The organism is Nocardia sp. NPDC050408 (assembly GCF_044458905.1).
Taxonomy (GTDB): Bacteria; Actinomycetota; Actinomycetes; order Mycobacteriales; family Mycobacteriaceae; genus Nocardia.
Genome location: NZ_JBITIL010000016.1, coordinates 66823 through 78713 on the forward strand (window position 1 = coordinate 66823; position 11891 = coordinate 78713).

At 62.7% G+C, this 11891-nt stretch carries 12 protein-coding genes and 1 pseudogene; 9 read left to right on the forward strand and 4 right to left on the reverse strand.

Annotation, left to right across the window (positions count from 1 at the left end; translation table 11 throughout):
- The first annotated feature begins 102 nt into the window (after positions 1-102).
- The 6 genes and pseudogenes from ACIBJI_RS32700 to ACIBJI_RS32725 form a co-directional block, all read left to right on the forward strand.
- Positions 103-1146, forward strand: coding sequence for an NAD(P)-dependent alcohol dehydrogenase (locus tag ACIBJI_RS32700; RefSeq protein ID WP_330256289.1), 1044 nt, complete (start codon positions 103-105; stop codon positions 1144-1146).
- A gap of 536 nt (positions 1147-1682) precedes the next feature.
- Positions 1683-1871 (forward strand): DUF2637 domain-containing protein, encoded by a 189-nt coding sequence (locus ACIBJI_RS32705; protein WP_397087143.1) that lies wholly within the window; start codon positions 1683-1685, stop codon positions 1869-1871.
- Positions 1872-2347: 476 nt separating this feature from the next.
- Positions 2348-3190 carry a hypothetical protein gene (locus ACIBJI_RS32710; protein ID WP_397087145.1) on the forward strand — a complete coding sequence of 281 codons (843 nt, stop codon included), beginning with the start codon at positions 2348-2350 and terminating at the stop codon, positions 3188-3190.
- 281 nt (positions 3191-3471) lie between these two features.
- Complete coding sequence (locus tag ACIBJI_RS32715) at positions 3472-4089, forward strand: hypothetical protein (protein WP_397087147.1); 618 nt, start codon at positions 3472-3474, stop codon at positions 4087-4089.
- A 168-nt stretch (positions 4090-4257) separates the two neighbouring features.
- Positions 4258-4833 (forward strand): hypothetical protein, encoded by a 576-nt coding sequence (locus ACIBJI_RS32720; RefSeq protein ID WP_397087148.1) that lies wholly within the window; start codon positions 4258-4260, stop codon positions 4831-4833.
- Between the two features lie 399 nt (positions 4834-5232).
- Positions 5233-6102 (forward strand): annotated as a pseudogene (locus tag ACIBJI_RS32725) (IS1634 family transposase); the annotation flags it as partial.
- Between the two features lie 436 nt (positions 6103-6538).
- Here the strand turns inward: ACIBJI_RS32725 and ACIBJI_RS32730 are convergent.
- Entirely contained in the window at positions 6539-6715 is a 177-nt protein-coding gene (locus ACIBJI_RS32730; protein ID WP_397087150.1) for a hypothetical protein, read from the reverse strand.
- Between the two features lie 206 nt (positions 6716-6921).
- Here ACIBJI_RS32730 and ACIBJI_RS32735 point away from each other — a divergent pair, with 206 nt between their 5' ends.
- The 3 genes from ACIBJI_RS32735 (at position 6922) to ACIBJI_RS32745 (ending at position 10584) form a co-directional block, all read left to right on the forward strand.
- Complete coding sequence (locus tag ACIBJI_RS32735; protein ID WP_397087152.1) at positions 6922-7518, forward strand: restriction endonuclease subunit S; 597 nt, start codon at positions 6922-6924, stop codon at positions 7516-7518.
- A 3-nt stretch (positions 7519-7521) separates the two neighbouring features.
- Complete coding sequence (locus ACIBJI_RS32740; RefSeq protein WP_397087154.1) at positions 7522-9477, forward strand: N-6 DNA methylase; 1956 nt, start codon at positions 7522-7524, stop codon at positions 9475-9477.
- Positions 9478-9840: 363 nt separating this feature from the next.
- Entirely contained in the window at positions 9841-10584 is a 744-nt protein-coding gene (locus ACIBJI_RS32745; protein WP_397087156.1) for a hypothetical protein, read from the forward strand.
- Between the two features lie 20 nt (positions 10585-10604).
- On the opposite strand, the gene ACIBJI_RS32750 is transcribed toward ACIBJI_RS32745, so the two are convergent.
- The 3 genes from ACIBJI_RS32750 to ACIBJI_RS32760 are packed head-to-tail and all read right to left on the reverse strand — an operon-like array spanning position 10605 to position 11640.
- A complete protein-coding gene (locus ACIBJI_RS32750) occupies positions 10605-10841 on the reverse strand; it encodes a hypothetical protein (protein ID WP_397087158.1) in 237 nt (78 codons plus the stop codon).
- Between the two features lie 38 nt (positions 10842-10879).
- Positions 10880-11383, reverse strand: coding sequence for a hypothetical protein (locus ACIBJI_RS32755; protein ID WP_397087160.1), 504 nt, complete (start codon positions 11381-11383; stop codon positions 10880-10882).
- Positions 11383-11640 (reverse strand): hypothetical protein, encoded by a 258-nt coding sequence (locus ACIBJI_RS32760; protein WP_397087162.1) that lies wholly within the window; start codon positions 11638-11640, stop codon positions 11383-11385. Before ACIBJI_RS32760 ends, ACIBJI_RS32755 begins: the two co-directional genes overlap by 1 nt.
- Between the last annotated feature and the right edge of the window lie 251 nt (positions 11641-11891).

Consider the following 11891-nt stretch of genomic DNA (forward strand, 5'->3'; position numbering starts at 1 on the left):
CGGTCGTACGACTACGAGCCTGATCCTGTCAGTGGTAGGACCACTGGACGTACGCAAAGCACGGCCTAGGCGAGTGCCGGTTCGTCCAGCACGCTGGAAGCCATGACCACCACTGTTGCCGCATATGCCGCGCCCAGCGCCAAGGCTCCGCTGGAGCGCACCACCATCGAGCGCCGCACGGTCGGCGAGCACGACGTACTGATCGCCATCAAGTTCGCCGGGATCTGCCACTCCGACATTCACCAGGCCCGTGCGGGCTGGGGTGAGGCCATCTTCCCGATGGTCCCGGGGCACGAGATCGCCGGCGTCGTCGAGGCGGTCGGTTCCGGTGTGACGAAGTTCAAGGTCGGCGACCGCGTCGGCGTCGGCTGCATGGTCGACTCCTGCCGCGAATGCGAGCCCTGCCGCAACGGCCAGGAGCAGCACTGTGTGCAGGGAAATGTGCAGACCTACAACGGCATCGGCAAGGACGGCGAACCCACCTACGGCGGCTACTCACAGAAGGTCGTCGTCGCCGAGGCATTCACCGTACGCATCCCCGAGGGCCTCCCCCTCGACGTCGCGGCGCCGCTGCTGTGCGCCGGCATCACCACGTACTCCCCGCTCAAGCACTGGGGCGCCGGCCCCGGCAAGAAGGTCGCTGTGATCGGGCTGGGCGGCCTGGGACATATGGGCGTCAAGATCGCCCACGCTCTCGGCGCGGAAGTCACCGTCCTGTCGCAGTCGCTGCGCAAGAAGGACGACGGCCTGAAGCTGGGCGCCGACCACTACTACGCCACCAGCGATCCGAAAACGTTCGAGGAGCTGGCCGGTTCCTTCGACATCATCCTCTCCACGGTGTCCGCGCCGCTGAACTTCGGCGCCTACCTGAGCCTGCTGAAGACGGCCGGCGCGCTGGTGAACGTGGGCGCTCCCGAGGAACCCATCTCGCTGAACCTGTTCTCGCTGATCGGGGGCGCCAAGATCCTCGCCGGCTCCATGATCGGCGGCATCGCCGAGACCCAGGAGATGCTCGACTTCTGCGCCGAGCACGGCCTGGGCGCAGAGATCGAGCTGATCGAGGCGAGCCAGATCAACGAAGCGTACGAACGGGTCGACAACTCGGACGTGCGCTACCGCTTCGTGATCGATACGGCCACGATCTGATCGACACCTCGTTGGTCGGGGGCGCACTCACCGTGCCATCGGCCTGATCCCACGGGTAATCGAAGCCCTCCTCGGGCTCCGGCAACATCGCGCACAGAGAGATCGCCGGATCCCAGGAGGGCTCGCCATGTCCGCGGACGCTTGGTTACGCTTCGTCCTCCCCTGATTTCTCGTCTTTCTATGCCGCACATAGGGTGCACCGAAAGTCGGCTATGCGCTATCGGATGCCCTGGATCACTACACCCGCCGGCCCATCCGAAGAATCCGATACAAACCAGAATGCAAACCGTGGGGTTTCCGCGGGGCTGGGCCAAATAGAAACAGGTCAGGACCGGCACAATACCGGTCCTGACCTTCTATTTTGGTGGGCCTAACGCTCCACAACCCGAACACTCTGACAGTGGAGGGTCCTGAGATCCGGGTCAAGCCCGTAGGTCCCCGACGCACGGTCTCCGGTGGTGAGCGGTGATGGCGACCAGCAACCAGGATCACCAGCGGCCCCGGCGGACCGGGCGCTGTGGATACAGTGCGCATGCGTGACGCTGGTTTGCCTAGGTGCGGCCTACGCCTCCTACCGGCACGGGCGCGAGTTCGCGCACCGGTTCGGCGCGGACGACCTGACGGCGGGTATCTGGCCGCTGATCGTGGACGGCATGATGATGACGGCCACGATCGAGTTGTGGCAGACCAGCAAGCGACGGACCGGCAGTCGGTGGTCGGCGTGACTGGCGTTCCTGTTCGGGATCACCTTGTCCCTGTGCGCCAATATCGCCGCCGCGCCCGAGTTGAACGTGTTCGCGGTGGCGGTGGCTGCGTGCCCGCCGCTGGCGTTACTGCTGTCGGTCGAGCTGCTTCAACCACGCGCTCAAGCAACACCGCGCCGAGACGGGCCGCGAGCCCGTAGACGAGACCACCGAGACCGAATGGCCGCCCCGTCTCGTAGTCGTCTCGGGTGATTCTCGGCACGAGACGTCGACGGCCGAACAGAAGATGTGGGCGCACTACTGCGCCGAGCGAGCCGAGGGCCGGACACCAACCGGTGCGAAGCTGGATCGAATCGCCGGAACGAACAACTATGGGCGGCGCGTACTGCGGCGGTGGTGTGAGTCGGGCCGAATCACCGGTGCCGGTCTACCGCCCGGCCGGGTGCGGTCGGCCCCGAACGCTCACGGATCGAGTGAGCTGTTGGCACGATGAGACTATGAGCGGCGGAGTTCTCTATGACGGCTGGTGTGGTGAGCCCGTCGCCTGGGCGCGGGTCGGCGAACCTGTCATCGAGCAGGAATGGACTGAGCACGGCTACCTAGCGATTACCGGGCGTCTGAGCCCGACCGAAGCGGTACGGAAGTACGGTCCGATCACAGAAGTGGAGCTGGGCCGCAACGGCGGCTTTCGGTCGGTCACTTACGGCGACAAGAAGTTCATCTGCCGGTTCGTGGACCCACGGGGCACTGGGTTGTACGACGACGCCGTTGTCGTTGTCGACGACCCCGCCAAGGAGAACTGCGAATGCCCGGTCTGCGAAGCTCCGCCCGGTGCGCCGTGCGTGGACAAGAAGGGACAGCCTCGTGGGACGCATCAGAAACGGTCTCAGGGGCGTAGCCGCTGGGATATTGAGCGGGCACAGGAAGAGATTGAGCGGAAACAGGAAGCGGACCGGATCGCCGGTGAGGAAGCTCTAGCCGCCGAGCAGCGGAAACGCGAGATGGCAACGCCGCCCGCTGTCGGATCACTAATAGAGATCAAGCGATGGAAACCGGTCGAGCCCCCAACGTGGGAACGGGTTCCCGATGCCCCCGACCGCATTATTGTCAAGCGAACCTACGCCAACCAAACGGTTGAGGGCACTGCCGAGACCGGCGCGCGCATGTTCCTGGCGCGCAACAAGTTCACCGGTGATTGGTACGAAATCTGTGGCCAGCCAACATCGACGCGTTTGCCGTGCAGGAACGGCGGCGATGGGGTGCTGTGCCGGATTCGGCACAGGAAAGGACTACAGCTACGCGAAGATACGGTGTGGGATTCCAGCGCCGACTCCACATGACCTGACTCAGGACACGTTTCGGCTCGATCTCGGTCAGACTCGCCGCGCGCCGACCGGGTTGCGGGTCGAGCGACACTACGCGATCTCGTCGCTGGGAGATACCGAGGTTGCGGTGTCGATGGCGGGAACGTACAGGATGGCGCGCATACGGTCGATTCTGCTCGTCCGTCGGACACATCGCACCCGCTCGGATTCGGTTCGCTCCCACAGCAGCGAGCAAGGGCCTGTGGGCAACCAATCTGCGGACCGCATGTCAGTGGTCTCAAATACACTCTGCGACCATGACCACAGGGGAGTTTTCGTCATTCGCGATCGACACGTTGGCAGGCCCGGGCGCTCCGGATGGGGTGGTGATCCGGTCGGACCTGCTTCCGCCGAGTACACACGGGTCGAACATCCGCGGGATCGTGGACAAGAACGTCTGGGATGCGCTGCGGATTCCGGTGTGTTCGGCAGCCGGAAACCGCTGTGAGATCTGCGGTTCGCAGACAGTTAGGAACGGCCGTCCGTCTCGTCCAGATTGTCACGAGAAGTGGGTGTTCGGGTTCCGCGACCGGCAACCAGTGCAGCGACTGGCTCGCCTGATCGCTCTATGCCCCGGCTGCCACCAGGCGCAGCACTCCGGGTTAGCGCGTGTGCAAGGCCGCGAGCACGAGGTCATCGATCGATTGCGCAGGTTGAACAACTGGACGGAAGCCCAGGCTGACCAGGATCTGAACCGTTCGAGCGATCGATGCATGGCGTTGGACCGGTTCGCGTGGGAATTGGACCTGTCAGTACTACGGGGACGGCTGATCGTCAACGGCTATCCCGACTTACACATCCCTGCGGCCGATCGTGCTCGGCTAGGGAATTCGTTCTTCGGCACCCCACCCGCCGGGCAAGCCGGGTTGTCCTGAGCGGAATCGTTCACCGGGTGGCGGCCATGCGGCTGCCGTCGTCCGTTTGCGTTATCTACCGGAACCTCATGCCGCTGCGCCGTCGATTCCGGCGCGCCAACACGACAACCTGCGCCACTGCTGTCCTCCGGACTAGAGGCGAGCAGCCGCAGAGGGAGGGTTGAGACCGTGAATGATTACGACTACTTCCTGCATCATCCAGGGGACGAGTTCGTCGAAGCTGTGTTTCTGGACGGTTGGGACTACCAGAGCCTGTGGGGATGGGAACTGGGCTACTACTTCCTTCAGTTATGGCGCAACGATCTTCCCGACAAACCGTTTCTATGGATCACCCCCGTCGATCGTCCACTCCCGTGGTCCGGCTGCGTCGCTTTGGCAATGATGTGCGCAACCGGTGCAGATCCCGTATCGGTCTCGCGCGCACTGCGCATTCTGGCCCCGCCCGCTGTGCAGTCGCCCTACGCGGTCATCCAACGAGAACTCGCGGAGAACCGCCGCCACGCTTCTGACGATTACTGCGCAGGGCAGATCGATGCCTACGAATGGGCGCTCGGGCACAGAGCACGCCGCCCCGGGTCGGGTCTGGCGTGGTCGGGCGGTGTGCCAACGCACGACGATGTCACCGCCGAGTGGAACATCAACACCGGACGCCTCTATGAGCAGGCGGTGATGACCGATAAGCACGCGTCGGGTGTCGACGAGGCACTCAGCACGGTCATTTTCACCGCTATCGGCAAGCGCTGAGGTCTCCTGCCGTCTCGCCCCACGTACCACTCGGATACCTAGGGCGGCAACGCAACAGATGCCCGGCAGGATGCGGCAGGGCGGTGGAACGGGGCCGCGACGTCGGGTTGTGGGACGAGTCGGGCGCCGTCAGCGTCGTCGAACCGCATTCTCGCATCGGGTAGCGGATGTCGTTGCCGCGTCGACGATTAGCGATTCAATTTCGATCTGACGGCCCGCGCGAACGATCTTCCACGTTTGCTGTGTAATGTCCGCACGTGGCGCTCTCCAGTATGTTCAGCACCTCGTCGCGTGGTGAGTCGGCGCGGTGAAACAGCATCGTGCCGAGACCACCAGCGAGACTTGAGACCATCCCGCCGAGACCACGCACCTGGACCGCCTCGTCAAGGTCTCATCGCAGATCTGACCGGCACCGACATGGTCGTCGCCGCCGATGCCGGGATGCTGTGTGACGAACCTGCCCGCCCCTGGACGAGGCCGGCTGCAAGTTCATCGTCGGGTCTCGGCAAGTCAAAGCGCCGGGCGATCTGGCCTCCCACTTCCATTGGCACGGTGACCATTTCGCCGATGGTCAGATCATCGACACCGTCCACCCCGACGCGACGGGACCACGGTCAACAACATCAACAAGCGTGCCGAACCGGTCTGGATGCCCACCGACGAGAAAGCGTGGCGAGCGGTCTGGCACTACAGTTCGGCTCGCACCCGCCGCGACACCATCACACTCAACGCCCAGGAAGCGCGGGCGCGGGCAGCGGTCGACGGCAGCAAACCCGCGAAATCGACACGGTTCGTGAAAGTCGCCGGCACCGACCGATCGGTGGACGAGGCATCCCTAGCCAGGGCGCGATCCCTGGTCGGGCTGAAAGGCTATGTCACCAACATCCCCGTCGCCATGGTGGCCGACAGCGAGGTGATCGGAAAATACCACGACCTTTGGCACGTCGAGCAGTCGTTCCGGATGTCAAAGACCGATCTGAAGGTCGGCCGATGTTCCATCACACCCGCGACGCGATCGAGGCGCACCTGACGATCGTCTTCACCGCCCTCGCCGTCGCCCGCTACCTGCAAGAAACCACCGGTGTCAGCATTCAACGGCTCGTTCGGACCCTGCGGCCACTACAGGAGATCACCGTCGTCATCGCTGAACCCCACCTCGCCGCTGACCCGATCCACCCAGAAGCCACCGACATCCTCACTCGCCCCGCACATCCCGCACCCCTGGCATCAGGCGGCTCGAAATGGTCACCAAACCTGCTACTCAGGTGAGAGTGCGCGCGGCCAGGAATGACGGATGGCGTCGGTGACGTGGATCAGCGTGGTGAATTCATGGGAGTGAAGGCTGGTTGGGGTGCTGTGCATCGGCGAGGTTGGTGGAGTGAGCCAGCGCGTTGTACAACCAGTCGTGGGCTGGTCCGACAGTGACACGAGTTCCGAAGAACTCCTCAGCACGGAGTCGACGGTCCATGCCTGCGCCGATGAAACCCTGACACGGCTTGGGCTGGCCAGGTAGTCACTATCAACCCTGGTCCGTACAAACTTGGACCGAGTCAGCGCTACCCCATGATTCCGCAGCGTATCTATGGCGGCCTGCAATGCAGGTCTGCCCGCGACGGCACTTGGCTCAAGCACACGCGGTCCGCGTCGAACTCATCCTCAGCCATCTGCGAAGGACACTTCGCAGATGGCGTGTTAGCCTGGGGTCTCACCCGAGAGATACCGCATCACCCCGTCGAGATTGGCGTCCACGCGGGGCGATGCGGCCCCTACCCGCTTCGCCGACGGCGAGCAGGAAGAAGATAGACATGAGGACCGTCCGCTTCAACAGCTCATGGTACTGGCCCAGACGCGATAGGCGCACCGCCTGGTGCGGTGTGGTCATCGTCATCCTGGTCGTCGCAGTCTGCTTTGCCGCCGGGTACGGCGAAGCTGTGCTCGTGGCATTCCCCACAGCGGTGGTCGGCGCTGGGACGACTGAGATGATCAAGGCTGGCCTTCGGGCCAGGCCACGCAACGCATGACCGAGCGGGGGCGTGACGGTGACCGTCATGCCCCCGACCCTGCGGGCAGAAGAAGGAGGTGGATGCCGTGGCAAAGAACGAGCGCTTCGCACTCGGAGACCTGGCAGAGATAACACCTGGTCCCTCCGGCTCGCTGCTGGAAAAACTTGGTGACGAACCCGACGGCGTACCTGTCGTGACACCTTCGGACATCACCGACAGAAACCAGGTGAACACACGGAAGCTACGCAGGTTGCCGCACGATGAGGTAGCCCGGCTGGACCGATTCACCCTCCAACGAGATGACATCGTGCTCGTCCGCCAGGGATCGCTCGGCAGGTCGGCACTGATCGGCCAGCAATTGAAGGGCGCGCTGTACAACTCCTCCTGTGCACGGGTCCGCAGTCGCGACCACCGCGTACTGCCCGAATACTTGCACCTATACCTTTCCTCGCCCGGGATGCAGGAGGAGATGCTCAGACGTGCACTCCCCGGGACCGTCCAGTCCCTCAATGCCAAGATCTTGAGCAAGCTCCCGGTCACGCTGCCCCCGCTGGAGCGCCAGCATGACATTGCCGCGACTATCGCTGACATGGATGAACTCGCCCTCGCCCATCGAGAAACTGCAGATCGCCTCGATATCCTCAAGCTCACACTGCTCGACGACTTTCTGGACGGGGAGTAGGGCATGCGCACCACAGATCTCGCGTACAGGGTGTTCGAGGTCGCCAGCGTTCTCCGCGGCAAGATGGACGCCTCAGCGTACATGCGTGTCATGTCAGTTGTGCTCGTTCTCAAGTGGGCGCACGACCATCCCACAAGGCTGAAGATCCCGCCGGAGGCACAGTGGGATCGGTTGGTCGAAGCTGTCGACAGCTCACCGCGTGACGCGCTCGGGAACGCTGTATCCGCGCTGGTTTTCAGCAACCCTGATGTTTTTGACGACTCGTTCGAGCGCATGGACCTCAGCAAAAGATTGAGCAACGCCGAGGCCTGGCAGCTGATCACCATGCTCGACGAGGTCCCCTCGGACGGAGAGGATCCAAAGCTAGATCACGCAACTGGTCGGATCTACGACCAGGTCCTCGCCACGTTCATGGATGACGGCAAGCGCGGTAACGTCGGCACCCCACGCTCAGTCGGCCAGCTCATGGTGCACTTGGCCGATCCTCGGCCTGGTCAGTCGGTTTACGACCCCAGCATGGGTACCGGCGGTTTACTCATCGCAGCTGACGCATACGTTGCGGAGCGCACTGGTCGGCACGATGCACTTGACCTCTTCGGACAAGATGTGAGTGTGCAGCTGCGTACAGTGGCGTGGCTCAACCTGATGCTGCATGGGGTCACCAACGCATCCGTCCGGATCGGCGACGCGATCCTCGATCCGAGCCACCTCAACAGCGCTGGATCACCGAAGCAGTTCGATCGAGTGTTGACTAATCCTCCCTTTAGTTTGAGGTATCGACATGAGGTGTCGCGCATTCCGGCGCAAACACGGTACGGACACAGCCGCTCGGCAGACCTGATGTTCGTCCAACATACCGTAGCCTCGCTGACTCCCGATGGTGTGGGCGTAATGGCAGTTCCAAACGGAGTTCTGTTCCGAGGCGGAGAAGAAGGGGAAATCCGTCGCAGAATAATCCAGGACAATCGGATTTCAGCCGTAATCGCTCTCGGACGCAATCTATTCCCCACTACATCAGTACCATTCAGCATTCTCGTCCTCCGCGGAGAAAACACGGCACCGGGCAGTGAACGCGACATTCTGTTCATAAATGCCGAACACGAGGTCGATATCGCTCGCTCGCGAACTCACCTGGCCCCTCGTCATGTGGAAAGAATTGCGACCACGTTCCACAATCGCAAGAATATTAGCTACTTCTCACGGCTTGTGTCGATCGAAGAGATCACGAAAAAGGAATTCAACCTCAACGTCGGCAAATACATCTCTACGCGACCTCCGACTCATGCCAGACCGAGTATCGATGCCCTCCTCACTGGCGGAGTACCCGTCGGCGAAGTCGAGGTGCAGCGCGACCGGTTCGCCGCGTTCGGCATCGACTTGGCCGACCTATTCGTCCATGACAAGCCGGGATACCTCAAGTTCCCCCCACGTGGTTACGAGGCCGCTGCCTCAACCATCCCATCACTTGCCGCGCCGACCGAGGCCGTGTTCGCGGGTGCCGTCAAAGACTGGTTCGATAAGTTCCGGCTGAACCAGAGTGTGCTCACTGACCGGCCGCTCGACGGAGCGCGCATATATTTTGCCGAACGATTTCAGAATGCCCTCACCGGCTTAAGGGTCCTGAACGACGAACAGGTCGTCGGCCTCTTCACTGACTGGTGGATAACCAATCAGGAGAACCTCAACCAGCTGCACAACCGCGTTGACGACTCCGGCACACCCGCTTCTGATGCGTACACACCAATTCTTGACACCGTCGGAACCGATCTCGTTGCACGTGCCAGGAAGTTGGTAGCCCGAGAACGCAATCAGCTGGTCGATTGTTATCTGACTTGGGGCAACCAATACAGCCCATCTCTCAAAGAACTTGAACACCGGCGAGTGGATGCATCCTCACGCCTAGCGGCACGGATGCGAAACTTGGGTTACCAATGGCCATCCCCTGGAATCGAACCGTAGTCGCGACCGCGACTTATGCATTGATGGCGCGGCCCGCACGGAGTTGGCCAAGATCAACGGGAACCGCATTGTCCGTGGGTTTGGACGGCCGCCCCTCACTATGCACCACCGCCAAGCTGGCCCCATACCTCAGGTGATCTCGCGCCGAGATTGGTGTTCGCCCTGACTTGGTAAAGATCACGCGGCGTCCCTATCACTGAGGTGAACACCCCAGACGGTCCGCCGGATGTGCTGGGTCGGGGCGTTCGTCTGCGTACTGGTGCCGAGCAGGCTCGGCTGCGGAAGCGGTTGTACTGAACAAGCTTTGAAGACTTTTTCCTACAGATCCGAGCACGCCAGCCTGCTCTGAGCGATTACCAAGGCATGGAAGAAGTTCTCGAGCTTGACCTTGCCGGACTCTGCACGATCTTCCTGGGCTGGATCGGAGTGCCAGCTGGCCTGATCCTCGTGATCACCATCGTCATGTTCGTCCTAGGTTGGATCGACGCGGCCAAAAAGCTACGCAGTGGCAGCGCGGTGGTTGCCTCCGGGGCGCAGGCGCTTCTCGAACGCAGCGTCCCCCATACGATCTGGGCATTCTTCCTGATCGTGCTCTCGCAGGGACTCTTCGTAGCCACGATGTACTCGGCGTCCAACATGGACGACGTGTTCACGATCCTCAACGACGAGGACGGCTCGGTCAGCGGACCGGACGGCGCTACCGTCGCGGCGAGGTTCCTCGACAGCATGCTGCTCTCGATCACCCGCCCCGACGAGTGGTCAACCGTGTCAAGGTGGTTCTTCTTCGTCGCGGTCGGCCTGGTGGTCCTGGTCGACGCGCTTTTCGTCAAGGACGTGGAGCTGGGGCAGGACATCTCGGGGATGTTCGGGAAGCTGCTCTTCATCCCGTTCTTCTTATGCATCATCTGCGCGGCCATCGTCGGCTTCGTCGGCTGCGGGCAGGTGGCGACCAACGGCGGGCAGCCCGGAGGAGACGACCGCGGTGCCTACCTCGCCACATACGGCACGATCACCCTACTTCTCTTCCTGATCCCCTTCTCCTCGCTGATCAGTGTGGCGGCAGCCAACTACCTGTTCGCCCCAAGACCCGAGGGAAGCAGGCGTTAGTAGTTGTAAATTTCACGGCGTTAGAAGTGAACCCTCACGGGTTCAGGAGCGGTGGGCAGCAGATGACTTCGCCACTGTCCGCGCGCTGATCGATGATCACCAACGCACGCAGGGGCCCACCGCTTCGGTTCGTTCATCATGCCGGCCTTGATCTTGGCCTCCTCGTTCCACTTCATCGCACCGCCCGACGCCTCAGCGTTGCGTGCCAGGTACTCGGCGATCTTTACGATGTCCTCAAGAAGCTCGGAACTGTTCATGGTCGAAGTCTTGCCCCCCAGTCACCCTGACCGCGAGATCAGTGCCGTGAACCACGTACCTCGCGCTTCCGGCGGCGGTAGGCGCGCTGTCGGCAGGCGTCACTGCAGTAGAGGCGCGGACGGCCTCCCTGGTCCTGTCGGGCGTCGTAATTTGGTACTTGGCAAGGGCACTCGGTGCACTCACCCCACAGGAACGGTTCCAGCCAGCCGTGCACTTCGCACTCGACCAGCCCCTGCGCGTCCTTCCCGCGCTGGCCGATCTTGGCCATGGTGCGAGCGAGTTCCTCCGTGGTCGGCCTGCCTTCCGGGTCGGGCCACAACATCCTGGCGATGTTTTCGACGAACGCGATCGGGCCCGTACCCCCGTCCGGCGCGAGCGCGATACGTTCCAGATTCGTACACCAGGTCTCGATCTGCTCGATGAGGGCTTCATCCATGCCGTGCCACCACGCGGCGGCGGCCGTGTAGAAGACGCCGATGGCGACATTGGCCGCGGCATCCTTCTCGACCACGCGCCGACGGGCCGGACGCCGGTGCGTCATTACGCCGCCTCGTCGCGCTGCTCGGTCTCATCGGTGGGAGCCACGTGATTAGTATCGCGCTGCTCGTCGCGCTCCTCGGTGCGCTTGTGCAACCCGAAAGCCTGCGCGAACGCACCGAACACCGCCGGGATATCACGCTTGTCGGCGCGGGCCAGCGCCACGATGGTCACGGTGACCACGGCCAGCACGAGGATCACCAGCGGCCACAAGCCAACGGCCAAGACGGAGGAGAAGACGGCAGGGGCGGGGGAAGACAATCAGACCTCCGGGCACGAGAAAGGCCCCCAGCATCTGCTGAGGGCCTAAGCGGTATGGGCGTAGAAACGACGAAAGCCCCAGTCGCCGTGCGACTGAGGCTCCGGGGCACACCTGTGCCCGTGTGCAGCGATAGTAGCGCGCTTCACGGGCATCCACCCAATCGCCCTGGATCGAAAACGTGCAGGTCATCTGCGCGAAATCGGCGTTGTGCCGACCATCACAGGTTTCGTAACGCATTGCGCGGGTGGAA